Genomic DNA, 25163 nt, shown 5'->3' with positions numbered 1-25163 from the left:
AATCCTACAAAAAACTTGTGGCGTTACCTAACCAATTAGGTAAGGCTATTGATGATAATAACAAAAGAAAACCAAATAATAAGTATTGAAAAACATAAAGCATACGGATAAATAGCTCTTTTAATATCATAGAGTATACCCTTTATTGCTAATGTAGATTGATCACCCAAAATAAGTACTAACACTTAAAATATAGCAGCTCATTTTCATTTGTCAGGTATCACTAACAATACTAATTCCACAAAAATATGAGGGTTTAATCCTAACCTTACTGCTGTATACAGCTAAAAATAGTCATCGAATTGTTCTGCTATAATTAAAGATGACCTTTTGTAATTTATAACTTTAAACTTGAAAGGAAGATAATATGTTAAAAAAAATAAATTTCCTCATTTGCTCATTAGTTGTTGCTTTCACATTAACTGCCTGTAATACCACTAAAGGTGTTGGTGAAGATATAGAAGCAGGAGGAAAAGCAATACAAAGAGCGGCCCAATAAAAATTAATGCTCTTATTTCAAATGCTAGAGGGTATATTTATTTTGAATCCTCTAGTATTCCTTATTCATTTAACGAGACTCCAATTTGTATTTTCTTTTCTGTATTGCTTACACTTTATTCATGTAAATCCTTTATAAAGAGTCTATGCTGATAGTGTATTCTAAACTATTGTATCAGTTTATTTTTCCTTGATATTTGGGGCTTTTCTTTGCTTTTCAGTTTTTCTATAAATAAAAGCCATCAGCTATTAACTGAAGGCCTAAGAAACTACAAAAAAATCAGATTCTAATAATGCCACTTTTAAAATATAACCATGTTTTTCTCACACTCCTGCCGAATTTGCTCAAGCGCAGTTTCCCACGCCCATGTTTTCTAACACACGTTAATATACGGTCATCACTATCAACGACTTGACCTTATTCAAATAGATAAACCAATCACACTGGCATTGACATAATTTCTTGATACGCTGCCACCAGCTTATTACGCACTTGAATACCCATTTGTAAACTTAAACTGGCCTTTTGCATATCGACCATTACATCATTCAAGGAAATATCTTGCTTTCCTAACGTGAAATTTTCAACTTGCTTGGCAGAATCATTACGTGTTTTATTAATTTGATTTACAGAAGCAACCAGATGGTCAGCAAATCCAACTGGCTCTATTGCTGGTTTTATTGGATTAGTGGCTTGGGTTGCCACTACATTTAATTGTGAAATAACCCCTTCAATGGCTTGAACTGTCATTCGATTCTCTTCTTATTCATTACTGTGAATTTTTCACTAACCTATATTGGCCAGCTTACCCTATCACACCCTTTTTAACTTGAAGCCGATAAATAACACCAATTTTATAGGCTGATTCCGTCATTAGATTCCCGCAAGACAAGAAATAATAGCAAAGTGAAAAAGTGACGTTACGAAGAGGGAAATAACATTGTTTCACCAAAAGTATTTTCATCCGTCTAGTAGTCTGCCAAGCAGGGAATATTTATGAGTGCCGCATCTAAAGACACGGGGGAGGCCAAAAAGGGTTTTGCCTCTATAGTTGAAAGGATTAAAGCTGATCCTAAAATACCGTTAATGATTGCGGCGGCTGCGGCTGTTTCAATTATTGTCGCCCTTCTCCTCTGGTTACGCAGCCCTGACTACCGTGTACTTCTTAGCAATTTAAGTGCTAAAGATGGTGGCGATATTGTTGGCCAGCTAACTCAGATGAATGTGCCATATCAAATTGCTGATAATGGTAGCGCTATTTTAGTTCCTGCAGATAAAGTGCATGAATTACGTTTAAAGCTCGCTCAATCAGGTTTACCTAAAGGTGGCAATACCGGTTTTGAATTATTAGATAAAGAACAATTTGGTATTAGCCAATTTAGTGAACAAATCAACTACCAACGTGCGCTAGAGGGTGAACTCTCTCGAACTATTGAATCATTAAGCCCAGTACAAAGTGCTCGGGTACATTTAGCGATTCCTAAACCGACCTTATTTGTGCGTGAGCAAAAGCTGCCAACAGCTTCGGTGACGGTCGGTTTATTACCAGGAAGAATGCTCGATGAGGGGCAAATTAGTGCCATTGTGCATATGGTATCCAGCAGTGTCACAGGATTAACTGCAAGCAATGTCATTATTGTTGACCAAGCAGGTCGTTTACTGACCAATAATGATAATAGCCAGCAGTCCGCTAATAGTGCGCAAATAAAAATGACCAAAGAGATGGAGTCACACCTCAAACAGCGTATTGAAGATATTTTATCGCCACTCGTGGGACGCGCCAATATCCATGCACAGGTTACCGCACAAATGGATTTCTCTAAAGTGGAGCAAACTTCAGAGGAATATAAGCCTAACCAAATGCCAGATAGCGCTGCTATTCGTTCCCGCCAAAATAGCCAAAGTATGCAAAATAACAATGGTGGAACAGGTGGAGTACCAGGAGCGCTTTCAAATCAACCCGTTAGTGCACCAAATGCACCAATTGAAACCAATAAAGACAATAAAGACGGCACTCAAACAGCAAATAACCGTAATAACGTCTCAAACTCACAAAGCGATGAAACCACAAATTACGAGGTAGATCGCAAAATTAGTCATACCCAACGGCAAATTGGTGTCATCGACAGGCTCTCGGTCGCAGTTATTGTCAATTACCATTCACAAGATAGCGAAAATGGTCCAGAAATGAAGCCATTGCCGCCAGAAATGCTGCAACAAATTGAAGCATTGACACGCGAAGCCATGGGCTTTTCCTCTGCTCGTGGTGATTCTCTCAACATTACTAATTCATTGTTTACCAATGAGACGCCTGTTGAAGAAGTGCCATCATTGCTTGAAAGCCCGCAATTTATTGCTCAGCTTCTGGATTACGGAAAAATACTGCTTATCGCCATTATTGCTTGGTTTATGTGGCGTTTTGGTATCAAACCACAATGGGTTAAATACCGTAAAACACAGCAAGCTCAAGCCGATGCGGAAGTTTTCGTTGCAACACAAATGAAAACCCCGCTCGTGGTTGATGAAGTGATTGATGAAGATATGGATGAGCAAACGCGTCGTCGCCTAACTCGTCAACGTGTTAGCGCAGAAATCCAAAGCCAACGCATACGTGAAATGGCAGAAAAAGACCCACAAATCGTGGCAATGGTTATCCGTCAGTGGTTAGGAAAATCCCAATGAGTTTAAGTGGAACAGAAAAAAGTGCCGTCATGTTAATGACACTCGGTGAAGATCAGGCTGCTGAAGTGTTTAAGCACCTGAACCCTAAAGAAGTTCAGCAATTGAGTATGGCGGTGTCAAACATGCGCCAAATCTCAAATAATGAACTGGCGGAAGTGTTAACGGAATTTGAAGAGTCCGCAATTCAATTTGCGGCGCTTAATATTAACACCAACGATTACCTGCGTTCTGTATTGATAAAGGCTCTGGGCGAAGAACGTGCTGCGAGCCTGCTGGAAGATATCTTTGAAAAACAAGAAACCACCTCAGGGATCGAAAGCCTCAACTATATGGAACCACAAACCGTTGCCGATATTATTCGCGATGAACATCCTCAAATTATCGCCACCATTTTGGTTCATTTAAAACGCAACCTTGCAGCAGATGTACTTGAATTATTCGAAGAGCGTCAACGCAACGATATTATGTTACGTATCGCCACCTTTGGTGGTGTACAACCTGCGGCATTAGCGGAATTGACTGAGGTATTGAACAATTTACTGGATGGTCAAAACCTCAAGCGCAGCAAAATGGGTGGCGTAAGAACTGCGGCAGAAATCATCAACTTGATGAAAAGCCAGCAAGAAGAAAGCGTTATCGATGCAATGCGTGATTACGATGGTGAACTGGCTCAACGTATTATTGACGAAATGTTCCTATTCGAAAACCTTATCGAGGTGGACAATCGCAGCATTCAACGTATTTTGCAGGATGTTTCGACCGACTCGCTGGTTATTGCCCTCAAAGGCAGCAACCAAGCTCTACGCGACCACTTCCTCAACAATATGGCCGCTCGTGCAGCGGAAATCGTACGCGACGATTTGGAATCTCGCTCTCCTGTACGTATGTCTCAAGTGGAAAACGAACAAAAAGCCATTTTGCTTATCGTTCGTCGTTTAGTCGAAAAAGGCGAAATCGCTATAGGTGGTGGAGACGACGTGTATGTCTAAGTCAACAATTCCAAATGACCAATGGCAACCTTGGCAGCTTCGTGAGCTTAATCAATGGGATCTCAACTCAGGCATTCCTGCATTAAGCGATGTTCCTGAACCTGACGCCCCCAAAGTCCCATGCCTTGAGCCGAAAGAAGTGTTAGAGCAAATTAACTTGCTCGATAACATAAAAGAAGATGCGCAGCGCACCGGCTACCAACAAGGGCATGAAAAAGGCCAGCAAGAAGGTTATCAAGCTGGCTTTGAGCAAGGCTTGCGCGCTGGAGAAGAGCAAGGCCGTGAGCAAGCGCTCGCTATGCAACAACCCGTGATTGAAACATGGCAAAAATTGCTGTCTGAGTTCAATTATTCACTCGATACCTTTGATACGGTGGTGACCACTAAGCTGTTGCAGATAGCGTTGACCGCTGCTAAGCAAGTCTTAGGCCAATCTACCGTCTGTGATGGTACGGCATTACTGGAAGAGATCAGTCATTTACTCCAGCAAAAACCAATTTTTGCTGGGCAACCTGAGCTGCACGTCAACCCAAATCATTTTGAATTAATCGAGCAGCATCTCGGTTCCCTACTCAACTTGAATGGCTGGCGCTTAGTGGCTGACCCTAAACTGCATATCGGTGGTTGCCGAGTCGTCGCAGAAGACGGTGAAATTGATATGACTGTGGCGACACGTTGGCAAGAATTGTGTCGTTTATATGCACCGGAGAGCTTTTCATGACGGCACGATTGGGACGCTGGATTGCCTCGTTGGACGATTTAGAATCGCGGATGAAAGGGATCCCGATGGTGCGTCGTTATGGCCGCCTCACAAAAATCACTGGCTTAGTGATGGAAGCCGAAGGTATTAAAATGCCTTTAGGGGCAACCTGCTTTATTGAGCGCTCTATTAATGGCGGTTCAGACGAAGTGGTATGTGAAGTTGTCGGTTTTAACGGCCCAAGAATGTTATTGATGCCCCTTGCTGACCTTGAAGGAATTGCACCTGGTGCACGTGTTTATGCGCAATCAACTGGCGATGACGGGCAAACTAGCCGCCTATTACCCATTGGTAATGAGTTATTAGGCAGAGTACTTGATGCGCAAGGTAACCCATTAGACGGCAAAGGCCCATTGGAGGTAAAAACACGTGCTCCATTAATCACTCCACCAATTAACCCATTGGAGCGAACGCCCATTAGCAGTGTATTGGATGTCGGCGTTCGTGCAATCAATGCGTTATTAACGGTTGGTCGAGGCCAGCGCATGGGGCTATTTGCAGGCTCTGGTGTGGGTAAAAGCGTGTTACTTGGCATGATGGCACGCTTTACGCAAGCCGATATTATCGTAGTCGGGTTGATCGGTGAACGTGGGCGCGAAGTCAAAGATTTCATTGAAAATATTTTAGGGGCTGATGGCTTAAAACGCGCCGTTGTCGTGGCGGCTCCCGCTGATGTTTCACCACTGCTGCGAATGCAAGGCGCATCTTATGCCACACGTATCGCTGAATATTTTCGCGATAAAGGTTTAAGTGTGCTGTTGATTATGGATTCACTCACCCGCTACAGCATGGCACAACGGGAAATTGCCTTAGCCGTAGGTGAACCACCAGCAACCAAAGGCTATCCACCTTCTGTGTTTGCCAAGTTACCGGCATTAGTTGAGCGTGCGGGGAATGGTAAAAATGGTGGGTCAATTACCGCTTTCTATACTGTTTTAACGGAAGGGGATGACCAACAAGACCCAATTGCTGACTCGGCTCGCGCCATTTTGGATGGCCATATTGTTCTTTCACGTTCACTGGCAGAGTCAGGGCATTACCCTGCGATTGATGTCGAGGCATCCATCAGCCGAGCAATGACGGAGCTCATTCCTAAAGAACATTACCGAAAAATTCAACGTTTCAAGCAGTTAACGTCTAGTTACCAACGCAACCGAGATTTAATTAACGTCGGTGCGTACGCCATGGGCAGTGACCCCATGTTGGATACGGCAATTCAATATTACCCACGTATGTCGAAGTTTTTGCAGCAAGATATTGATGAGCGATGTGATTATCAAACCGCATGCGAACAGTTGACACAAGTGGTTCCCAACGAATAACGAGGGGATAAATGGCCAAAAATAATGCCTTAACAACATTACTCACCTTAGCTGTTGAAGCCTCGGAAGAAGCAGCGAAAGTGTTAGCTCAAGTACGCCAAACCCATACACAAATGGCGCAGCAACTGAGTATGTTGGAAAACTATCAATCCGAATATCGCCAAAAACTCAACCAAACCTTGCATACAGGTATGGAATCGGATAAGTGGCAGAATTATCAACAATTTTTGGTCACATTGGAACTGACCATCGAGCAACAGCAACAGCAACTGAATTTATGGGAACAACGGGTTAACGACGCTAACCGTCATTGGCAAGAAAAACATCAACGTGTCAATGCCTTCGATACGTTAATTCAACGCGCTGAACATACTGAATACCAACGTCAAAACCGCTTAGAACAAAAGCAAATGGATGAGTTTGCTCAACGAGCGACTTTACGGAGACCTCAATAAATGGACATCAACGCCCTGAATATGCCAGCTTCGTCATCGACAAAAAATGGCAATCTACCACAAAATGAATCGCGCGCTGATGAAAATCAAGCCCCTGCTCTTCCCTTTCAAGCCATGCTTGATAGCCAGCAACCGATTGAAAAACAAAACGTTACCAATCAACCTGTTAATGAAGAAGCTCTTAATAAAGACATTGTCGACAACAAATTGGCAATAGCGAGTAAAGAAACGATAGAGCAAACCCAAGCTGGACAAAAAACGGCTGAAAGTGCCATAGAACAACTCAATTTTAGCCGTAACCTACGGGCAGATAGTGTACAAACTGCCCTTAATACTGACTTATTGACTGGTAAAGACGCCAACGAGCAAGCATGGTTAAATAGCTTGAAACAGTCATTAGCAGGCCAAGTACAAACAGCGGCGAATACTACAATCCGAACTGAAGCTCATCCGGCATTAGGCGCATTTAGTCAAAAAATGCAACATCTAACGGATAATGCGAATGGCATCATTAATCAAGATGATGGCAAGCATCTTGAGGGTTCACAGTTACAGTTGGCAGGCGAAGAAGACAGTCCAGAGCTTGGGGTATTTATTAAGAATGAAAAAGAAGAACGTCGTGACCAATCTCTTTTTCCCCTTGATAACCCAAAAGATATACGTGGCAAAAATTTAACTACCGATTTTATGGCATTGAATAAAAAAGTGAGTGATAAAGAACCCGCATTAAACCTACAAAATGTTTCAAGCGATACCCTAAACCAAACCACAAAAGGTGCGTTTACCTTACAAACTGAAACTGGTGCTTTTACCACCACATCGTCACAACATACAACAACTGCGCCGATTAGCATGATGCCAACCACATCAACAGCCCAAGCGGCAACGATGAATGCGCCGACGGCTACACCAACCCTGCATTTAGCCAGCCAATTAGGCAGCGAAGCATGGCAGCAGCAATTAAGCCAACATATGCTGTTTTTCTCTCGCCAAGGGGTTTCTCAAGCGCAAATTCGTTTGCATCCTGAAGAGTTAGGTTCACTAAATGTGCATTTACGTATCGAAGATAACCAAGCGGTGATGCATTTTGTGTCACCACATAGCCATGTACGTGCCGCCATGGAGTCGATGATGCCAGTGCTACGCAGTGCATTACAAGAAAGTGGTATTCATCTCGCTCAGGGCTCTGTTGGCCAAGATAACTTGAACCACCAGTCTGATAGCTCGCAGCAAAATACCCACCAACACGATGGACAAATTCAAGCAACACATCCATCCATGGGGGCTGTTGGTATCAGCGAAGCGAATGCCACTGTTACACCAATAACAACGGCATCACGACAAGGTGGAATTAACACTTTTGCATAATAAATAAACAAATTGCGGTAATTTCCTAGCTAAAGCGCCGAGTTACCGCCTTTTTGTTTCGTTTTTCACTCCTTTAACTCTTGGCAACCAAGCCATAATGCTAGAGATCATAACGTAAAAACCCATTTGGGTTTAGCATCCAAGAAACAGGAATTCAGCTAAATGTCGTCGAGCAAAAAATCAAAAAGTTCCAACAAAGGGTTGCTTATTCTACTTACCCTTATCGCCCTTGCTGGTGCAGGGTTTGGGGGTTATACCTGGTGGACGACACAACAAGGCACACAAACGGCGAATGAGGAAGAAAAGCGTCCGAACATGCCACAACCTATTTTTATGGAATTAGAGCCATTTACCGTCAATTTAACCGGTGCTGCCGATGCGCCGGATCGTGTGCTTTATATCCATGTGACCTTGCGACTGGCGAATGAAAAATCGCGTAAACAACTTCATGAATACCTCCCTGAAGTACGTAGCCGTATGTTACTGCTGCTTTCAGAGCAAAAAGCAAAAAATATCGAGACGCATGAAGGTAAGTTGCAGTTAATGAAAGATATCAAGCAAACTCTTACCCCTACCCTGATCCCGGGGGATACCGATCAGGATATTTCTGATGTGTTATTTACTACTTTTATTCTGCGGTAATATTCATGAGCGATAATATTTTATCTCAGGCCGAAATTGATGCGCTGCTTAATGATGATACGCCATCAAGCAGTACGCCTGTGCCAGAGACTCAAGGGAAAGATAATGTTCGCCCTTACGACCCGAACACTCAACGTCGGGTTATTCGTGAGCGAATGCAGTCTCTCGAAATCATCAATGAACGTTTTGCTCGCCAGTTCCGTATGGGTTTGTTCAATATGTTACGCCGCAGCCCAGACATTACAGTAGGCGGAATTAAAATTGAACCTTATCATGAATTTGCGCGTAATTTACCGGTACCAACCAACCTCAATTTAATTCATATGCCTCCGTTACGCGGTACGGCATTGTTTACCTTTGAACCCGCATTAGTTTATATCGCTGTCGACAACCTATTTGGTGGAGATGGCCGCTTCCCTGTACGGCAAGAAGGTAAAGAGTTTACTAATACTGAACAACGCATTATCAATCGCATGCTCAAATTAGCTTTAGGGGCTTATCGCGATGCTTGGAAACCAATTGCTGATATTGAAGTGGAATACGTACGTTCTGAAATCCAAGTCAAATTCACCAATATCACCACCTCTCCTAATGACATTGTGGTGACCACACCGTTTTTAGTAGAGATAGGCAATACCGTTGGTGAATTCAGTATATGTATTCCAATTGCCATGATCGAACCATTGCGTGAGCGCTTGATTAACCCACCAATGGAGCAAGGCCACCAAGAAAATGAAACTTGGGTAACTAACCTTGTTACCCAAGTAAAACGCTCTGAACTTGAATTGGTTGCCAACTTTGTTGACATTCCAATGCGAATTTCTCGCTTACTGCAACTGCAAAAAGGGGATGTGATCCCAATTGAGAAACCTGACCGCCTCATCGTTAATGTTGATGGTGTTCCCGTATTAACCAGTCAATACGGTACTCAAAATGGCCAGTATGCATTGCGTGTAGAACATTTGATTAACCCTGTATTAAACACTCTAGATGAGGAAAGTACCAATGAGTGAGGCGAAGAACTCTCCTGATGCATCAACCAATCACGATAGTGAAGACCTATGGGCTGAAGCGCTGGAACAGCAAAAAAAAGCGGAATCCGCCTCAGCTGGTGCACAGGCTTTCGACAGTTTTGATGGACAAAACCCGCTAAATCAGCTGTCCGATATCGATATGATCATGGACATCCCTGTGCGTCTTTCTGTTGAATTGGGCCGCACTAAAATGACCATTAAAAAGTTACTGAGCTTATCCCAAGGTTCAGTGGTTTCTCTGGATGGCTTAGCGGGTGAGCCGCTGGATATTTTAATCAATGGCTATTTAATTGCGCAAGGTGAAGTGGTTGTGGTTTCAGACAATTACGGTATTCGTATCACTGATATCATCACGCCTTCTGAACGTATGCGCCGTTTAAGTCGTTAATTAACAACGTGAGTCGCTAATAATGGCAATATCCAATCAAACTGAGCAGGCACCGACATCTGTGCCTTTTTTATCAACAACCGTTTCCTCAAGTGAACCTAATGCGGCTGCTATTGACCATAATGATAGCTTAACGCAGATATCCGGTACTTTAGGGGGGATTATTTTATTGATATTAGCAGGGGCTTGGTTGGTGAAAAAATTAGGATTTGCGCCAAAAAAAATGGGCAATGAGCAAATCATAAAAGTCAAAAGCCGCTGCTCATTAGGAAATAAAGAACGCATTGTGGTGGTTGAGGTGAATAATGAGTGCTTAGTATTAGGTGTTACCGCACAAAATATCAGCCTGTTACACCAATATTCATCAGAACCTGAAAGCACAACGGTATTGCCAGCTGAACCGCTCACATTTCAGTCTTTATTAAAGAAAAAACAAGAGGCTGCAAAATTTGCAGCTTCAGTGACATCTATGCATAAGTAATCGGAAGCACTCATGTTACCTCTAAAATCTCTTTTCACGATTACTGCTCTCTTGTTTTTACTGCCGAATTCAGCTTCTGCGGCACTACCTGCCGTTATTAGCCATTCTTTAGCAGATGGGGGACAAACTTGGTCTTTACCCGTTCAAACCCTATTATTTTTGACCTTATTAGGCTTTATTCCGGCCTTATTGTTAATGATGACCAGTTTTACTCGCATCATTATTGTTTTAGGTTTATTGCGTAATGCACTCGGAACGCCCTCCGCGCCTCCGAATCAAGTCTTACTCGGCTTGGCGCTATTTTTGACCTTTTTTGTGATGTCACCCGTTGCTGACCAAGTTTACCGCGAAGCCTACCAGCCGTTTAGCGAAGATAAAATTAGCCTCGAAACCGCTTTAGAGAAAGGCACTGCACCATTAAGAACCTTCATGCTAGGGCAAACGCGAGAATCCGACTTGGCCCTGTTTGCAAGGATAGCTAAAGTCGGTGAAATTCAAGAAGCGAAAGATGTTCCGTTACGTATTTTAGTGCCCGCTTTTATTACCAGCGAATTAAAAACCGCATTCCAAATTGGTTTTACCATTTTTATTCCATTTTTAATCATCGACTTAGTGGTTGCCAGTGTTTTAATGGCATTAGGAATGATGATGGTTCCACCTGCAACAGTTTCCTTGCCATTTAAATTAATGTTGTTTGTTTTGGTTGATGGCTGGCAATTATTACTTGGCTCATTATCGCAAAGCTTTTTTAATTAGGATTATTTTACTCGGAGTAGTTATGACACCTGAATCAGTGATGGCGATGGGAACTGAGGCGATGAAAATCGCACTGATGCTAGCGGCTCCCTTGTTATTAGCCGCTTTAGCCGCAGGTTTAATTATCAGCTTACTGCAAGCCGCCACACAAGTGAATGAAATGACGCTATCTTTTATCCCTAAAATTTTATCGGTCATTTCTGTGATTATTATTGCAGGGCCCTGGATGCTGAACTTGCTTACCGATTATATGCGGTCATTATTGAGCAATTTACCGTTTATTATTGGCTAACAATGCTCACTATCACCAGCGAAACACTCACATTGTGGCTAAGCCAAGGTTTCTACCCTTTTATACGCCTTTTGGCGCTGCTTGGTACAGCGCCCTTTTTTAATGAAAAACAGGCAATTACCAAAGTTCGCGTTGCATTGGCTTTTTTTGTCGTCTTGATTGTTTCCCCACAACTTCCTGTCGTAAATATTCCCCTATTTTCTGCCATGGGGCTATGGGTTATCGTGCAGCAAATGGTGATTGGTATTGCGATGGGACTCACAATGCAAATGGCATTTGCTGCCGTGCGCCATGCGGGAGAAGTGATTGGTTTGCAAATGGGGTTATCGTTCGCCACCTTTTTTGACCCGACCGGTGGACCTAATATGCCGATTTTAGGGCGCATATTTAACGTCATCACCATTTTATTGTTTCTCGCTTTCGATGGGCACCTGTGGCTTATTTATATTGTGGTCAATTCATTTGAACTTATCCCAATTCAAACCACACCATTAAATCGCGATGGTTTTTGGGTGTTTGTTCAATTTGCTAACACTATATTTATTAATGGGTTAATGCTAGCACTGCCGTTCATTACACTATTTCTCATTCTTAACCTTGCTCTCGGTATTCTAAACCGAATGACCCCACAGCTATCCGTGTTTGTAGTAGGCTTCCCCCTTACATTAACCATCGGTATCAGTATGTTAGGGTTGATTATTTCCATACTTCCCCGCTACACTGAACGGCTTATCCACCAAGCATTTGAGCAGCTATCGCTGATGTTTAATTTGTTTGTTTGAGTATCGATACTTATTTTATGAATTAATTAGTTAATAAAACCATTTAGTAACTCTAATTATTAAATTAAATTCCATAAAAATGTATTTCGAATTCAAAATTCATTAGTACCTCCTACCCTAAAATTAATAACCCATTATTTATTTCAGGTGAATAATTTAACAAAAAGCCGCCTATATGGCAGTGAACTATAAAAAAATCGATCAAAGTGAATAAATACAATAAATTAAGCCAAAAACAGCAAAATACCTTTGTTTTCAACTAAACCTATAACCTATTGTTTAATCGATGGATTTTTAAAAAGCAAAAATTGGGCTAATTGGCTCTTTCTTAGAGCCTGAATATAAATACTCCTCAAAAACAAAAAACCGCGCTTGGATCACTCCAAAGCGCGGTGAGTAAAAATAATATTAAATAATTAACGGCTGCCGAAAAGTGACATGCTGTTTAAGTCTTTAAAAATACTTTGTGAAGCTTCAAACATCGCTTTTTCTTTATAATAATCTGTGGTGGTGCCAGTCCAGTTGGTTTCTAACAACTCACTTTTACGGGCCGCATTTTGAATCGAGCGCGTGTCAGCTAAAAAGTCTAATTTATCAATTTCCTGTAGCTGTAGACCTTGCTTAGCTTCAATGTTGGAAATTTGATCTAATGCGGACTTGATGGCACTGTTCGCTTCACCCAACTCTGCTTGCGCTTGGTCTAAATCTGCTTGTGGTGCGCCTTGCAATGGTTTTTTCAGTGATTCGATACCCGTGTTCAACGCTTTAAAAATATTGACCACACCATTACTGTCTGTATCAAACACTTGCGCACCGGTGAAATAGGTTGTCATCTCACGGTCACTCGCCACATTCTGCATAATGGCTTTATCACCACCGTGATAGAGCACTTCACCACTAGCATCAATTTCAAATGGCGGTTTATCTGATTTAAAACCCGCAAAAATATACCGACCATTTCCATCTGTCGAGTTACCTAACGCCACTAATTGCTCTTTTAAACCCGTTAGCTGTTCAGCCAAAGTATTGCGGTCTTTATCGCTTAAAGCACCTTGGTTTGATGCCTGAATAATCGTGGTATCGATTTGCGTCGTCACATCCGTCATCTGAGTCAAAATACTCATTTGCAATGTCATTCCCGTTTTCGCAAATCCACGGCTTGCTACATATTGTTGGTTACGGTTTTCTGACTGATTAATCCGCACCGCTTGCGAAGATGCTTGGGGGTCATCAGAAGGCTTGCTTACACGCTTACCAGAAGCTAATTGGCTCCCTGCATCCATCCAACGCGCTTGCGCACTATTCATGTCTTGCAAGCGTTGGTGATAAATCATATTGGTACTTAAACGCATCGCTAAATCCTTATCCTATCGCTAATATTTAGAATGCACGCATCAATGCGTTAAATAAATCATCCACCGTTTTTAGCACTTGCGCATTGGCATTGAAAAACTGTTGGATTTTCTGCATCTGAATACTTTCTTCATTCATATTCACGCCCGAGATAGCTTGTTCTTGCTCATAGAAGCTCTCGGTCATCTTGTTCTGTGTTTCTGAATCAATTTGCGCTTGTTTGGTTTTACTACCCACATCATTAACTAACGTTGCATAGAAATCGGAAAACGTAGAACTACCATCAATCAGTTTTTCGTCTTGTAATTTAACCAGTTCTTTAATGTTTTCATTGTCACCAGGGCCACTGTCTTTGCTTCCCGCTGCCGCAAAATCGGATGCATTGCTGACCAAGGTCTGCATACCGTTGATCACACCACTCACTGGCTTCACCAGAAATGAGTCACCTTTTGACATACCCGTACTATTGCTGATTTTGATTTCTAAACCATCAAATTTCAGTGTCCCTGCCGTATTTGAATCCACAGGTACTTTGGTACCTTCTGGTAAACGTGTGACATTCCATTCACTGCCGTCAAAACGCATTTCGTAGTTATTGCCTGTGACTTTAGACACATCGCTATAACTGAGATCAAAGTCCGCTTTGCCACTATTATGGGTGTTACTAACGACAGTACCTTTACCAATTTCAAAGAAGTCTTTGCCCGTGTTGCCGTTGGCATCATAACCTTTGCTATGTACTTCATTAAATTTAGTCGCGAAAACCAATGCTAACTTATTGAGTTTTTGATAAGCCGGGTCCATGACTTCTTGGCGAGAACGCAAGATACCACTAAGTTCCCCACCACGAAATGATTCGTCAGGAATTTCGCGGACTTGGCCATTAGCTCCAACAAAGCCAATACTAAAACGGCTATCATCTTTAGAAGACGGAACCGCTTCCAGACGATTAGCTTTCTCCCCCGTGACTAGTGGTAAACCATTGGCAAAGGTCACATTATAGTTACCGTTTTGCTCAATAACCTTCACTCCAATTAATGAGTTAATTTCATTGACTAAACGGTCACGCACGTCTAATAAATCGTTTGGCTCTGAACCACTTACTGAACGGATCCGTGAAATTTGCTGGTTTAAGCCGGCAATTTTTTCAGCGTAGATATTGATGTCTTTTACTTTATTTTCTATCTGATGATTGGTATCGCGTTCCATTTCCTGCAGACGACGATCCGCTTCTTTAAACTGGCTTAGTAATGCATTTGAATTGCCTAAAAAAACGTCAATCAACGTTTTGTCACTTGCATCACTGGTAGCGGCATCTAACGCGGTGAAAAAGCTACCAATATTGCTTGAGATATCTTCAATATCATTAGTAAGCAAATCATCAACTTTATTACAATTCTTAACGTACGCCTCATAGTCGCCACTACGTGCGCGGGATTGGCTGTACTGCGCATTGATAAATTCATCAAACTCACGGCGAACATGGCTGAAATAAGTGCCGTTACCAAAATAGCCATTAGGTGTCATCGTACCGGGATTCTCCCCGAAAACAGCACTTTGGCGGTGATAGTAACCCACACCGGCGTTGGCTAAGTTGTTAGAAATAACACTTAACCCGCCTTGTGCAGCGTTCACACCACTGAGCGCATTATTCATTACATTGTTCAGCATAAGCTTTTCCTGTTCTGGGTGCTTATCGCCACCATTGGCTGACACAATGAAAGCGATAGCAACTCAAATTATTTAGAGCATATTTGGTTATCGGAAATTCAGCGTAATTGTTTAGTCCAAACTCCCAATAATTCCGTATTTTTAGAAGATATCGTTCAAATCTATGGTATAAGCCTGTACAGCCCTTGAAGCAGAATGACTACCTATTGGTTGATGACCACGTATTTGATTAATCAAGGTGATCAATTTGTCCGAATAGCTCGGGTCTGTGGCATATCCTGCTTGATGTAAACGGCGTGCAGCAATCTCTGGTGTCGGCGCTTTTTTGACGTCTTTATAACGTGGGTTTTCTGTCAATAGATTGATATAATCCGCAATCGCCTCCTCATAAGAGCCATAAACGCGGAAATCATCACGCATTTTGATGGTTTTGCCGTTAATCACTTCTGTTGTCATAATATTCGTGACAGGCCCTTGCCAGTTTTTTCCCGCTTTGATCCCAAATAAGTTATGACTGGTTTTTCCATCTGACTTCAGAATTTCTCGCTGACCCCAACCACTTTCTAATGCCGCCTGTGCCAAGACCAAAAAATGTGAAATACCGCTGTCTTGGCTCGCGGCTTTTGCGGGGCCAATTAATCGGCTAATAAAATTGCTGCTGTTAAGCGATAATGCTTTGATTTTTTGGAATGGTGCCGATAGTGCATCGCCCATTGGCGCAAAGTGGCGCATCATTTGTTCCATATTAAATGGTGGTAATGATTGCGCTGTTTTTTCATCTAACGGTAGCAGGCTGTTGGATGTTGGCTCGCTTGGAGTGTGTTGGTCTCGAGTAAGCTGCTGGTACATCATTTCCCCGAAGCCTAAACCTTTTTGCGAAAGATCTTGGGCGATTTGCTGGTCATACATACTGGTCAGCATACGAGTTTGGTCGCTAGAAAATAAGCCATCTTGCGGGAGTGCGTCACGCATACTTTTTAGCATCAATTGAACGAATGTTGCCTCAAGTTGCTGCGTGACATGGCGCAGCCCTTGCTCCGAATTTTTATTCAATTCACCTTTTAACTGCCCCAGTGACTGTAAATCAAATGCGGCACCTTGCAATAGCTGCATGTCACTCATTAGATGATCTCCAGTTTCGCGCGTAAACACCCTGCGCTTTCCATCGCTTGTAATATCGACATCAAGTCGTTTGGTGTTGCACCGAGTGTATTCAGTGCTTGAATAACTTGGTTTAATTGCACACTTGCATTGACTTTTTGCAGCGCCCCACCTTGATCACGCACCCCAACATTGGTATTACGAGTCACTACGGTTTGCCCTCCCGCAAATGGGGTATCCGGTTGGCTAACTTGAGTTTGTCTTTCTACCGTAACCGCTAAACTGCCGTGTGCAACAGCACAGCTATCTAAAGTGACACTGCGGTTAATCACTACAGATCCCGTACGCGAATTGAGAATGACTTTCGCTTCAGCCACTGGCGCACGTACATTCAGTTCCTGTACCCGGGCTAAAAAACGCACTTGGTCACGGTTATTGGCAGGCACCAGTAGTTGTACCGTTCTTGAATCTAACGCCGATGCAGTCCCCATACCGCCCATACGGTTAATTGCATCAGCAATATCTTGTGCCAATGTGAAGCTATCTTCGTTTAATTGCAGGTTAATCGCACCGTTTTGCCCGAAACTGCTCGGTAATTCGCGCTCAATAGTCGCTCCACCTGTAATACGGCCACCATTGAGTTGATTAACCTTAATACTACTCCCACCGCCACTGGCACCCGCACCACCCACTAAGATGTTACCCTGAGCCATTGCATAAATTTGCCCATCTACCCCTTTTAGGGGGGTCATCAGCAGCGTACCACCACGTAAGCTTTTCGCGTTACCCATTGAGGAAACAACAATATCTACGGACTGCCCAGTACGTGCAAAAGGCGGCAATTTCGCGGTGACCATGACCGCTGCCACATTCTTTAATTGCATATTGGTACCCGGCGGAACCGTAATCCCCATTTGTGACAGCATGTTATTCAAGCTTTGTGTGGTAAACGGCGTTTGCATGGTTTGGTCACCTGTCCCATCCAGACCAACGACTAAACCATAGCCAATCAACGCGTTATCTCGTACACCTTGTACGGTAGTTAAATCTTTAATACGCTCACTGTATGCTGAAAAAGCGAAGCAAAAAAATAGTGATAGCAAAATTAATACTTTGTTTTTCATTGAATTATCTCGGCTGTTTTCTCGCTAATGTTTAATTAATAAGGCGAAACATTTAAGAAAAAGCGTTGTAGCCATCCCATGTTTTGCGATTCGTTAATATAGCCGTCGCCCACATATTCAATACGTGCATCAGCGACTTGTGTCGAACTCACATGATTGTCTGAACCAATTGTGCGTGGGTTAACCACTCCCGAGAAACGAATCGACTCAGTACCTTGGTTTATCGCGATACGTTTCTCACCAACCACATGTAAGTTACCGTTCGCCAATAATTGATCTACTGTGACAGTAATGGTGCCTTTAAAGGTGTTGTTGGCATTGGCACCGCCTTTGCCGCTAAAGTCACTGTTACCTTTAATATCTAATTCTGTGTTTTTACCGCCAATCCACCCTTGCATGAAACCCGGTAAGATCGCAGCTAAGAAACCTGTTTTCCCACTACGATTCGCATTCGCAGAGGAATTTTTGCTCGCACTTACGTTTTCTTGCAAATTAATGGTTAAAATATCGCCAACATTACGAGGGCGCCTGTCTTCAAACAACGGTTGATAACCATAATAAGCGGGTTGCGCGCTTTGAAATATCGAGCCATTGGGTGCAGGTGCTGTCGGTGCTGTTGGAATTGCAGTGGTTTGTGTGTCCACTAATGGACGCGATTTGATTTGTGCACAACCGCTGGTAACTAAGACCAAAATGGCAAGTAACCCTGCCTGTTTAGGCGCTATGAAATGCGTTAGCAACGCTGTTTTTTGCTGTTGAGAAATCGTGCCGCTTTCAATCATCATGTTACTCTTTTGCTGCTGTGTACGTTTTATCATCACGAAGAGATCCCTCTCATTGATAACTCATCACTATCGCAATGAGTTATTTTTACGTATTTTTTACCAATTACAATTGCGTTAAGCGCTGTAACATTTGGTCAGAAGCGGATACCGCCTTACTGTTGATTTCATAAGCACGTTGAGTTTGGATCATGTTGACCAACTCTTCTGCCACGTTAACGTTAGAGGTTTCTAACATATGTTGATAAAGTAAACCGGCGCCGTTAGTACCTGGTGCGCTCTCATTTGGTGCACCAGAACTAGCCGTTTCCATATACAGGTTTTCACCCATACTTTCCAAACCGGCGTCATTGATGAAGGTGGTTAATGTTATTTGGCCAATTTGCTGTGGTTGGTTATCGCCATATACAGTGATAGTCACGGTACCATCGCGCGCAATTGACAAGCTATTCGCGTTATCGGGGATCATAATCGCAGGAACGATTTGATAACCACTTGAGGTCACTAACTGGCCATCTTGGTTTGGCTGTAATGCCCCATCACGAGTATAAGCATCTGTACCATCCGGCATTTGCACATGTAAAAAACCTTGGCCTCTGATAGCGATATCATTGGTATTTCCCGTTTTATTTAATGCGCCTTGCGCGTGAATACGCATTGTGGCAACAGGGCGCGACCCCGTACCCATTTGTAAACCAGACGGTAACGAAGTTTGTTCTGAACTCATGGCACCCGGTTGGCGAATATTTTGGTACATTAAATCTTCAAAAACAGCACGTTGGCGTTTAAAACCATTCGTACTAACATTGGCTAAGTTATTGGAAATAACATCAAGGTTAGTTTGTTGAGCATCAAGCCCTGTTTTGGCAATCCATAATGAGCGGATCATAATAATTCCTTTGTGAAATTAGCTAACAGCGAGCAATTGGTTCGCCCGTTGTGCATTTTCATCAGCACTGCGGACAACTTTCATTTGCATTTCAAAGTGCCTTGCATTAGCAATCATAGAAACCATCGCTTCCGCGGCATTGACATTACTGCCTTCAATGACTCCCGAGGTGACAATTCCTCGTTCACTTTGTGGTAAAGCATTGCCATTTGCCGCTTGCCCTTGTGGTGATAAATGGAACAAACCATCTTCGCCACGGATCAAGTCTTGAGGCTGCGCTTCAACCACTTTCAAACGCCCGATTTGCCCTAACATCGTTGGCGGGTCAGTGGCTAAAAGTGCGGTAACTGTCCCGTCTGCACCAATGGTTAATTCTGCATTTGGCGGAACGTTAATCGGCCCACCATCACCTTGTAAGCGGCGCTCGCCAATGACAAGTTCACCTTCGCTAGACACTTGAATGTTGCCGTTACGGGTATAAGCCTCTGTGCCATCGGCTAACTCAACAGCCAAAAAATGCTTATCGTTTAACGCAACATCGGTTTGTTTACCCGTATAATTGAGTGGCCCTTGGCTCATATCAGCCCCAGGAGTCGATGCCACCACCAGCGTTCTGGTTTGCTCGCTGTCACCATTTATTGGAACGGCACGCATTGCGGACAATTGCGCTTTAAAGCCTGCAGTTGACACATTGGCAATGTTATTTGAAACAATCGCTTGGTTTTCCAGCGCATGACGCGCTCCCCCCATCGCGGTATAAATGACGTGATCCATGGCCACCCTCTTGTTTTATCGTAAGTTAACCAGCGTCTGTAACATCTGATCTTGTGTTTTGATGGTTTGCGCGTTTGATTGGTAATTACGCTGCATCACAATCATGCTAATTAACTCTTGGCTCATATCCACGTTAGAGGATTCCAATGCACCACTGGTTAATTTACCAAACTGGCCGACACCCGGAACACCGTCCATTGGGTTACCAGAAGCGTTGGAAGAGGCCCAAACGTTGCCACCTTGGGATACCAGACCATTTGGGTTTGCGAACGCAGATAACGCCACTTGACCAACCACACGTTTTTGTTGGTTAGAATAGTTAGCGGTAATCAAACCGTTATCTTCGATTTTAAAGGTGGTGTATTCACCAGCAGGATAACCATTCACATCAATCGCACTGACGGAAGATTCGCTGACTTTTTGTTGACGAGTTTTCCCTAAATCAACTTTTAAGGTGCCATCATTTGCACCATTTAGCCCTTTGTATGCAAAATCAAACGTTGTTTCTATTGGCGTTACAACAGGGTCATCACCTGGATTCGGGCCCGGTGTTACCGTTTCTGTCACCAATTTTCCGTTACCATCAAATGACATATCCCCCAGCTTAGTTGCTGCTGTGTCATTCGCATCTTTAGCGTAAGCCGTCCACTTGTTGTCCGCTGTTTTTACAAAATAAACAGAGATTTCATGCGTGTTACCTTGGCTATCATACGCCGTCATGGTTGTACTGAAATTGTAAGTCGCGGAATCATCAGGATTATCAACATCGAAAGCTTTATCTTTGATTTTGTCTTCTGAGTTCAGGTTAATAGTTAATTTCGCTAGCTCCGACGCTTTTGCATCCATCATATCCGTTGGGATATTCAAGCCCTCAGGTACACCACCACTTTGAATGGTAACATTGCCTTTTTCGTCGACACTCGCAGGATAGCCTGTGACCACCATACCTTGGTTATTCACTAGGTTACCGCTTTTATCCCGTAAGAATTGGCCATCTCGGCTGTAATAAGTATCACCGTTTTGGTCTTGTACACGGAAAAAGCCATTTCCGGAGATAGCAACGTCTGTCGCTCTATCAGTACGCGTGATTGGGCCATCTTTAAAATTTTGTGTCACCGCGGCCACATTAACACCGAGACCAACACCTGAACCTGCAAACATATCTGCAAATGAGGTTGTCGCTCCTTTAAAACCATTTGTTGCGGAGTTGGCAATATTATTACCAATTGAATCAAGCCCCGCTGAGGCTGCATTTAAGCCACTGACTGCTTGTGAAAAAGACATATTTTCTCCATGAGTATTGGGGGTAAATTAAGAAGATGGATAAACCTTGAAAATGCTGCTCAGCGGGACACTTTGCCCAATGCCAACATCAAGTAATGGTGCGTCAGCCCCTGGAGTCACACCGTTAACACGGGTATACCCCAGTTTGGTGACTTCGATTTCAGCCCCCGAACTGACGGCTTTCACATCAAAGTAATATTTTCCTGTTGTATCTGTGACTAAGTTTCCGTTGTTATCACGACCATCCCACGCCATATCATAGATATCGGGTTTAACTTCCGTATCATAGGTAATGGTTCGCACAACCATTCGGTTTTTATCACGAATAGTAATTTCAACTTTGTCTGCCAATTTCGGTAAAAAGAAACCAAACGGCGAAGAAATATATTCAGATTGCGGCTCTTCACCGCCTTCTTCACCTTCAATAGCCTCTTTATTACTCAGTCCAAATGTTGAAGGGCTATCTGGGCTGATGCCTTCATCAGGAAGCGGGTTTGATGGCTTAGTCACATTGCTGTCTTCACCTGTGCTCTCTTTCTTGAGCGGCGCTAAGATGATTTCATTGCGCGGAATAAGCACACCTTTACCAACCAGCTGAGTGGCTTGTAATGACTGACCAGAACCAATTTGTTGGGAAATACCACTCACGCTATCGCTGAGTTTATTCATGCTTTCAAGCGTGGCTATTTGCGCCAATTGGCTGGTTAAATCCGTGTTTTCCATTGGCTTGGTTGGGTCTTGGTTTTGCATCTGCGTGACAATCATTTTTAAAAAGGTGTCACGCATATCGTCACTTTGACTTTTCTTTGGCACATTACTCGCAGCTGGCTCAGGGCCAGCTGTCGTATTATCCAAAGGGTCGTACATTGTGGCTGCAATTCCCATGAAAATGCTCCCTTACTGGCCTATTGTGAGTGTCTTTTGCAGCAAGGTTTTTGCTGTATTCATCACTTCTAAATTGGCTTGATAGCTACGGGAAGCTGAAATGGTGTTGATCATTTCACCGACCATGTCGACATTTGGCATTTGCACATAGCCTTTTTCATTCGCTGACGGGTGGCCGGGCTTATATTCCATACGAGGTGGCGTAGGGTCTTCTATCAACTCGCTCACACGTACACCACCTACTTCATGGCGCCCTTGTGGTGCCATTTGAAAAACCACTTGTTTTGCACGGTATGGTTGGCCATCAGGCCCTGCGATACTTTCTGCATTTGCCATATTGCTCGCACTGACATTCAAGCGTTGAGATTGCGCGGTCAATGCTGATGCAGAGATATCAAAAATACTCAGTAAAGCCATGAAGATTACCCTTGCTGTAAGACAGCCAACATACTTTTGACGCGGCTATTGATGAATGTAAGGTCGGCCTGATATTTCAGGGTGTTATCTGCGAATTGGCTACGTTCAATGTCCATATCTACCGTATTACCATCCATTGAGGTTTGGTAAGGAACTCGATATTTCAGGTCAATATTGGGGGCTTTGCCTCCTCGCCCTTCGATATGCCCTTTCGAAGTGACAGCAAGAGTCACACCTTTTCCCCCTACCACACCTTTATCCATGGCTTGTTGAAGTTGACGATTAAAGTCAATATCACGTGCTTGGTAGCCGGGTGTATCGGCATTAGCAATGTTTGAAGCTAATACGGTCTGCCTTGCTTCGCGTATTGACAAAGCCTGTTGCTGGAAAGCAAACGTGGCGTTTAATTTATCAATCATAGTGGCCCTCAATGGAGATAACGCGATCCCTGATTTGAACGTTCGCGAGTAAAAATTAAAATTCGACCTGCATATCTTAGCGGCCTACGAAAAATTCTAATGGCGAGATAAAGGCAAAATAATTGACCTATTTGGCTCATTCGTTATTTCAGAGCTGCGTAAACTGCAATCGTGAAAAAGTTTGCTTGCTGGGGGAGATAAAAGGGATGTATTACGCTAAAAAATTGCCATTATACTTGGTAATCAGCTTATTAGGGCTTACTCCAACGCTTTCTCAAGCGTCGTTACCTCAAGACATCAACCAATACTTTCGACAAATTCATGGGAAAGGCAAGCAAGTTTCAATTGAAATTAAAACGCCAATTGAGCGTTGGCCGACTTGTGAAAAACCCCAGCTCACCCCCCCAGTTGGTGGGCGCAATATGGGTAATGTTTCCCTACCGATACAGTGTGGAAAGAAAAAGCAGTTTATTCAGCTTACCGTGAATGTGACAGGTCAGTATTACGTGGCTACACGTAATATAAATAGAGGGGAATCCATACAATTTGTCGATATCGGAACCAAGAAGGGCTTATTACATAAACTCCCCGCAGGTGCAAGCACCGATAAAATCGCGCTACGTGGTGCGATAGCCCTGCGTAATATTCCTGCCGGGCAAACATTCACAAAATCAATGACAAGACAGCCTTGGGCAATAAAAGCGGGACAAACGGTATTTGTGTTCGCCAATGGTGATAATTTTTCAGTGAAATATGAAGGTCGTGCCATTAATAATGCCACTGCCGGCCAAAATACCCGAGTACGCTTGTTAAATGGGCAAGTGGTGAATGGGGAAGCGCTAGAAAATGGCAGTGTCCAAGTGGTATTGAGGTAAAGATAACCCCATTGATGCGCTAAATATTTCGAGTTGCAGCTAGGCGACAAGTGAAGATAGACCGATGAGCATACATGAGTCTATGATTCGGCTAGCTGAGTGCAGTCAACAACGCTGCAACTTGCAGTAATACGAGTATATACTCTAAATAATTCGAGTTGCAGCTAGGCGACAAGTGAAGATAGACCGATGAGCATACATGAGTATGTGATTCGGCTAGCTGAGTGCAGTCAACAACGCTGCAACTTGAAGTATGACGAGTATAGCTGGTGAATGATGCAATATTTTGTAACACTATAGACACTAAAGATTCATCAATATAAGCCGATAACTGACATATGACAAAAATCGGGAATAGGAAAATATATTATGGCTATTGAGCAAACATCTGCAATTTCTGCGCTGACTCAGGTGACAAACCGCGACCCACAAGATGCGGCTGCCCCGATGCGCGACAAAAAAGTGTCCAGCAATGAAGTCGTTCAAGAAAGTTCTTTTGCGCCAAGTGAGTTACAAAAAAAATTATTGCAACCTCAAGCTAGCGATATTAACAGTGCTAAAGTTGAGCAAATCAAACAAGCTATCAAAGATGGCACCTTAAAAATGGACGCTGAAAAAATTGCCGATGGCATTTTACGTGATGCCCATGAATGCATGTTATCAATGAAATAAAAATTGCCATCATGACTGACGAATTACTGATATTACTCGAGCAACAACTCTCCCACTTGCAATCATTACAGATAGTGATGAAAAATGAAGAGTTATTATTAGGTTATCACCGTGTGCCACCTTCGCCTTTTCAGGAAACCACTGAACAAAAACGGTTTCTGGTTGCCGCGATTGGTCATGGTGAAACAAACCGCTTGGCGTTAGAAGCACAAGCGGAGGTTAGTGCACCTTATGACAGCAATGACGCACTAGCTGGGGTATGGGAAGCCATTAAAACGTTAACCACCGACCTAAAAGAGCTGAATTATCGTAATCACCAGATGCTACAATTACATATTGAGCTGAATGCTCAGCGCCTAAACTTTGTGAAAAAGCATAATAACCAGTCCACTTATGGTGCTGATGGTTTAGAGTCAAAAAGCCCTGTATTAGGTAAGAAAATTTCGATTTAAGGTTGTTTTGTATTT

General features: G+C 43.1%; 29 protein-coding genes. 17 read left to right on the top strand and 12 right to left on the bottom strand.

Annotated elements, in window-relative coordinates; all coding sequences use genetic code 11:
- The first annotated feature begins 367 nt into the window (after positions 1 to 367).
- Positions 368 to 499: an entericidin A/B family lipoprotein gene (locus PSE72_RS06385; RefSeq protein WP_198641264.1), complete on the top strand. Its 132-nt coding sequence runs from the start codon at positions 368 to 370 to the stop codon at positions 497 to 499.
- A gap of 438 nt (positions 500 to 937) precedes the next feature.
- Here PSE72_RS06385 and fliE read toward each other — a convergent pair whose 3' ends face one another.
- A complete protein-coding gene (gene fliE / locus PSE72_RS06380; RefSeq protein ID WP_102139625.1) occupies positions 938 to 1249 on the bottom strand; it encodes a flagellar hook-basal body complex protein FliE in 312 nt (103 codons plus the stop codon).
- Between the two features lie 246 nt (positions 1250 to 1495).
- On the opposite strand from fliE, the gene fliF reads away from it, so the two are divergent.
- From fliF to fliR, 13 genes are all read left to right on the top strand, one after another.
- Complete coding sequence (fliF, locus tag PSE72_RS06375) at positions 1496 to 3181, top strand: flagellar basal-body MS-ring/collar protein FliF (protein WP_198641265.1); 1686 nt, start codon at positions 1496 to 1498, stop codon at positions 3179 to 3181.
- Positions 3178 to 4170, top strand: coding sequence for a flagellar motor switch protein FliG (gene fliG, locus PSE72_RS06370; RefSeq protein WP_004909913.1), 993 nt, complete (start codon positions 3178 to 3180; stop codon positions 4168 to 4170). The genes fliF and fliG overlap by 4 nt, the downstream gene beginning before the upstream one ends.
- Complete coding sequence (gene fliH, locus PSE72_RS06365) at positions 4163 to 4891, top strand: flagellar assembly protein FliH (RefSeq protein WP_109911169.1); 729 nt, start codon at positions 4163 to 4165, stop codon at positions 4889 to 4891. The genes fliG and fliH overlap by 8 nt, the downstream gene beginning before the upstream one ends.
- Positions 4888 to 6252, top strand: coding sequence for a flagellar protein export ATPase FliI (gene fliI / locus PSE72_RS06360; RefSeq protein ID WP_004909909.1), 1365 nt, complete (start codon positions 4888 to 4890; stop codon positions 6250 to 6252). The genes fliH and fliI overlap by 4 nt, the downstream gene beginning before the upstream one ends.
- Positions 6253 to 6263: 11 nt before the next feature.
- On the top strand, positions 6264 to 6707 hold the full coding sequence (gene fliJ, locus PSE72_RS06355) for a flagellar export protein FliJ (protein ID WP_198641266.1): 444 nt from the start codon (positions 6264 to 6266) through the stop codon (positions 6705 to 6707).
- Positions 6708 to 8075 (top strand): flagellar hook-length control protein FliK, encoded by a 1368-nt coding sequence (locus PSE72_RS06350; protein WP_198641267.1) that lies wholly within the window; start codon positions 6708 to 6710, stop codon positions 8073 to 8075.
- A gap of 162 nt (positions 8076 to 8237) precedes the next feature.
- The gene (gene fliL / locus PSE72_RS06345) at positions 8238 to 8717 is read left to right on the top strand and encodes a flagellar basal body-associated protein FliL (protein ID WP_109911167.1); all 480 of its coding nucleotides are present in this window, start codon (positions 8238 to 8240) and stop codon (positions 8715 to 8717) included.
- A 5-nt stretch (positions 8718 to 8722) separates the two neighbouring features.
- The gene (gene fliM, locus PSE72_RS06340) at positions 8723 to 9730 is read left to right on the top strand and encodes a flagellar motor switch protein FliM (protein WP_004909898.1); all 1008 of its coding nucleotides are present in this window, start codon (positions 8723 to 8725) and stop codon (positions 9728 to 9730) included.
- Entirely contained in the window at positions 9723 to 10139 is a 417-nt protein-coding gene (gene fliN / locus PSE72_RS06335; RefSeq protein WP_198641268.1) for a flagellar motor switch protein FliN, read from the top strand. The genes fliM and fliN overlap by 8 nt, the downstream gene beginning before the upstream one ends.
- A gap of 22 nt (positions 10140 to 10161) precedes the next feature.
- Positions 10162 to 10620, top strand: coding sequence for a flagellar biosynthetic protein FliO (gene fliO, locus PSE72_RS06330; RefSeq protein WP_213942876.1), 459 nt, complete (start codon positions 10162 to 10164; stop codon positions 10618 to 10620).
- 12 nt (positions 10621 to 10632) lie between these two features.
- Positions 10633 to 11376 carry a flagellar type III secretion system pore protein FliP gene (gene fliP, locus PSE72_RS06325; RefSeq protein WP_004909893.1) on the top strand — a complete coding sequence of 248 codons (744 nt, stop codon included), beginning with the start codon at positions 10633 to 10635 and terminating at the stop codon, positions 11374 to 11376.
- Between the two features lie 22 nt (positions 11377 to 11398).
- A complete protein-coding gene (gene fliQ, locus PSE72_RS06320; RefSeq protein WP_004255630.1) occupies positions 11399 to 11668 on the top strand; it encodes a flagellar biosynthesis protein FliQ in 270 nt (89 codons plus the stop codon).
- Between the two features lie 2 nt (positions 11669 to 11670).
- Complete coding sequence (gene fliR / locus PSE72_RS06315; protein ID WP_272690927.1) at positions 11671 to 12450, top strand: flagellar biosynthetic protein FliR; 780 nt, start codon at positions 11671 to 11673, stop codon at positions 12448 to 12450.
- 416 nt (positions 12451 to 12866) lie between these two features.
- Here fliR and flgL read toward each other — a convergent pair whose 3' ends face one another.
- The 11 genes from flgL to flgB all read right to left on the bottom strand — a co-directional run bounded on the left by flgL (position 12867) and on the right by flgB (position 23149).
- Positions 12867 to 13802, bottom strand: coding sequence for a flagellar hook-associated protein FlgL (gene flgL, locus PSE72_RS06310; protein WP_004909889.1), 936 nt, complete (start codon positions 13800 to 13802; stop codon positions 12867 to 12869).
- A 28-nt stretch (positions 13803 to 13830) separates the two neighbouring features.
- Entirely contained in the window at positions 13831 to 15474 is a 1644-nt protein-coding gene (flgK, locus tag PSE72_RS06305; protein ID WP_272673617.1) for a flagellar hook-associated protein FlgK, read from the bottom strand.
- Positions 15475 to 15615: 141 nt separating this feature from the next.
- Positions 15616 to 16596, bottom strand: coding sequence for a flagellar assembly peptidoglycan hydrolase FlgJ (flgJ, locus tag PSE72_RS06300; protein ID WP_198641271.1), 981 nt, complete (start codon positions 16594 to 16596; stop codon positions 15616 to 15618).
- Positions 16596 to 17699 (bottom strand): flagellar basal body P-ring protein FlgI, encoded by a 1104-nt coding sequence (locus PSE72_RS06295; protein ID WP_004909881.1) that lies wholly within the window; start codon positions 17697 to 17699, stop codon positions 16596 to 16598. The genes flgJ and PSE72_RS06295 overlap by 1 nt, the downstream gene beginning before the upstream one ends.
- 35 nt (positions 17700 to 17734) lie before the next feature.
- Positions 17735 to 18517 (bottom strand): flagellar basal body L-ring protein FlgH, encoded by a 783-nt coding sequence (locus tag PSE72_RS06290; RefSeq protein WP_004909879.1) that lies wholly within the window; start codon positions 18515 to 18517, stop codon positions 17735 to 17737.
- A 70-nt stretch (positions 18518 to 18587) separates the two neighbouring features.
- Positions 18588 to 19370 carry a flagellar basal-body rod protein FlgG gene (flgG, locus tag PSE72_RS06285; protein ID WP_004909875.1) on the bottom strand — a complete coding sequence of 261 codons (783 nt, stop codon included), beginning with the start codon at positions 19368 to 19370 and terminating at the stop codon, positions 18588 to 18590.
- Positions 19371 to 19388: 18 nt separating this feature from the next.
- Complete coding sequence (locus tag PSE72_RS06280) at positions 19389 to 20144, bottom strand: flagellar basal body rod protein FlgF (protein WP_198641272.1); 756 nt, start codon at positions 20142 to 20144, stop codon at positions 19389 to 19391.
- A 15-nt stretch (positions 20145 to 20159) separates the two neighbouring features.
- Positions 20160 to 21428, bottom strand: a complete 1269-nt coding sequence (gene flgE / locus PSE72_RS06275) for a flagellar hook protein FlgE (protein ID WP_004909872.1) — start codon at positions 21426 to 21428, stop codon at positions 20160 to 20162.
- A 27-nt stretch (positions 21429 to 21455) separates the two neighbouring features.
- Positions 21456 to 22313: a flagellar hook assembly protein FlgD gene (locus PSE72_RS06270; RefSeq protein ID WP_198641273.1), complete on the bottom strand. Its 858-nt coding sequence runs from the start codon at positions 22311 to 22313 to the stop codon at positions 21456 to 21458.
- A 12-nt stretch (positions 22314 to 22325) separates the two neighbouring features.
- Complete coding sequence (flgC, locus tag PSE72_RS06265; RefSeq protein WP_004909868.1) at positions 22326 to 22730, bottom strand: flagellar basal body rod protein FlgC; 405 nt, start codon at positions 22728 to 22730, stop codon at positions 22326 to 22328.
- Positions 22731 to 22735: 5 nt separating this feature from the next.
- Entirely contained in the window at positions 22736 to 23149 is a 414-nt protein-coding gene (flgB, locus tag PSE72_RS06260; RefSeq protein WP_004255669.1) for a flagellar basal body rod protein FlgB, read from the bottom strand.
- Positions 23150 to 23355: 206 nt separating this feature from the next.
- Between flgB and flgA the strand changes: the two genes are divergently transcribed.
- From flgA to PSE72_RS06245, 3 genes are all read left to right on the top strand, one after another.
- Positions 23356 to 24024, top strand: coding sequence for a flagellar basal body P-ring formation chaperone FlgA (gene flgA, locus PSE72_RS06255; RefSeq protein WP_198641274.1), 669 nt, complete (start codon positions 23356 to 23358; stop codon positions 24022 to 24024).
- A gap of 369 nt (positions 24025 to 24393) precedes the next feature.
- Complete coding sequence (gene flgM / locus PSE72_RS06250; protein ID WP_004909864.1) at positions 24394 to 24696, top strand: flagellar biosynthesis anti-sigma factor FlgM; 303 nt, start codon at positions 24394 to 24396, stop codon at positions 24694 to 24696.
- An 11-nt stretch (positions 24697 to 24707) separates the two neighbouring features.
- Positions 24708 to 25148 (top strand): flagella synthesis protein FlgN, encoded by a 441-nt coding sequence (locus PSE72_RS06245; RefSeq protein WP_198641337.1) that lies wholly within the window; start codon positions 24708 to 24710, stop codon positions 25146 to 25148.
- Positions 25149 to 25163: the final 15 nt, after the last annotated feature.

Origin of the sequence: Providencia sp. PROV116, from assembly GCF_028482485.1 — a bacterium.
GTDB lineage: Bacteria > Pseudomonadota > Gammaproteobacteria > Enterobacterales > Enterobacteriaceae > Providencia > Providencia rettgeri.
This window is presented reverse-complemented; position numbering and strand designations above follow the sequence as displayed.

Excerpts from the sequence above, each read along its gene's own strand:
- PSE72_RS06385 (WP_198641264.1), top strand. The coding sequence starts at position 368 with ATGTTAAAAAAAATAAATTTCCTCATTTGCTCATTAGTTGTTGCTTTC.
- fliE (WP_102139625.1), bottom strand. The coding sequence starts at position 1,249 with ATGACAGTTCAAGCCATTGAAGGGGTTATTTCACAATTAAATGTAGTG.
- fliF (WP_198641265.1), top strand. The coding sequence starts at position 1,496 with ATGAGTGCCGCATCTAAAGACACGGGGGAGGCCAAAAAGGGTTTTGCC.
- fliG (WP_004909913.1), top strand. The coding sequence starts at position 3,178 with ATGAGTTTAAGTGGAACAGAAAAAAGTGCCGTCATGTTAATGACACTC.
- fliH (WP_109911169.1), top strand. The coding sequence starts at position 4,163 with ATGTCTAAGTCAACAATTCCAAATGACCAATGGCAACCTTGGCAGCTT.
- fliI (WP_004909909.1), top strand. The coding sequence starts at position 4,888 with ATGACGGCACGATTGGGACGCTGGATTGCCTCGTTGGACGATTTAGAA.
- fliJ (WP_198641266.1), top strand. The coding sequence starts at position 6,264 with ATGGCCAAAAATAATGCCTTAACAACATTACTCACCTTAGCTGTTGAA.
- PSE72_RS06350 (WP_198641267.1), top strand. The coding sequence starts at position 6,708 with ATGGACATCAACGCCCTGAATATGCCAGCTTCGTCATCGACAAAAAAT.
- fliL (WP_109911167.1), top strand. The coding sequence starts at position 8,238 with ATGTCGTCGAGCAAAAAATCAAAAAGTTCCAACAAAGGGTTGCTTATT.
- fliM (WP_004909898.1), top strand. The coding sequence starts at position 8,723 with ATGAGCGATAATATTTTATCTCAGGCCGAAATTGATGCGCTGCTTAAT.
- fliN (WP_198641268.1), top strand. The coding sequence starts at position 9,723 with ATGAGTGAGGCGAAGAACTCTCCTGATGCATCAACCAATCACGATAGT.
- fliO (WP_213942876.1), top strand. The coding sequence starts at position 10,162 with ATGGCAATATCCAATCAAACTGAGCAGGCACCGACATCTGTGCCTTTT.
- fliP (WP_004909893.1), top strand. The coding sequence starts at position 10,633 with ATGTTACCTCTAAAATCTCTTTTCACGATTACTGCTCTCTTGTTTTTA.
- fliQ (WP_004255630.1), top strand. The coding sequence starts at position 11,399 with ATGACACCTGAATCAGTGATGGCGATGGGAACTGAGGCGATGAAAATC.
- fliR (WP_272690927.1), top strand. The coding sequence starts at position 11,671 with ATGCTCACTATCACCAGCGAAACACTCACATTGTGGCTAAGCCAAGGT.
- flgL (WP_004909889.1), bottom strand. The coding sequence starts at position 13,802 with ATGCGTTTAAGTACCAATATGATTTATCACCAACGCTTGCAAGACATG.
- flgK (WP_272673617.1), bottom strand. The coding sequence starts at position 15,474 with ATGCTGAACAATGTAATGAATAATGCGCTCAGTGGTGTGAACGCTGCA.
- flgJ (WP_198641271.1), bottom strand. The coding sequence starts at position 16,596 with ATGAGTGACATGCAGCTATTGCAAGGTGCCGCATTTGATTTACAGTCA.
- PSE72_RS06295 (WP_004909881.1), bottom strand. The coding sequence starts at position 17,699 with ATGAAAAACAAAGTATTAATTTTGCTATCACTATTTTTTTGCTTCGCT.
- PSE72_RS06290 (WP_004909879.1), bottom strand. The coding sequence starts at position 18,517 with ATGATAAAACGTACACAGCAGCAAAAGAGTAACATGATGATTGAAAGC.
- flgG (WP_004909875.1), bottom strand. The coding sequence starts at position 19,370 with ATGATCCGCTCATTATGGATTGCCAAAACAGGGCTTGATGCTCAACAA.
- PSE72_RS06280 (WP_198641272.1), bottom strand. The coding sequence starts at position 20,144 with ATGGATCACGTCATTTATACCGCGATGGGGGGAGCGCGTCATGCGCTG.
- flgE (WP_004909872.1), bottom strand. The coding sequence starts at position 21,428 with ATGTCTTTTTCACAAGCAGTCAGTGGCTTAAATGCAGCCTCAGCGGGG.
- PSE72_RS06270 (WP_198641273.1), bottom strand. The coding sequence starts at position 22,313 with ATGGGAATTGCAGCCACAATGTACGACCCTTTGGATAATACGACAGCT.
- flgC (WP_004909868.1), bottom strand. The coding sequence starts at position 22,730 with ATGGCTTTACTGAGTATTTTTGATATCTCTGCATCAGCATTGACCGCG.
- flgB (WP_004255669.1), bottom strand. The coding sequence starts at position 23,149 with ATGATTGATAAATTAAACGCCACGTTTGCTTTCCAGCAACAGGCTTTG.
- flgA (WP_198641274.1), top strand. The coding sequence starts at position 23,356 with ATGTATTACGCTAAAAAATTGCCATTATACTTGGTAATCAGCTTATTA.
- flgM (WP_004909864.1), top strand. The coding sequence starts at position 24,394 with ATGGCTATTGAGCAAACATCTGCAATTTCTGCGCTGACTCAGGTGACA.
- PSE72_RS06245 (WP_198641337.1), top strand. The coding sequence starts at position 24,708 with ATGACTGACGAATTACTGATATTACTCGAGCAACAACTCTCCCACTTG.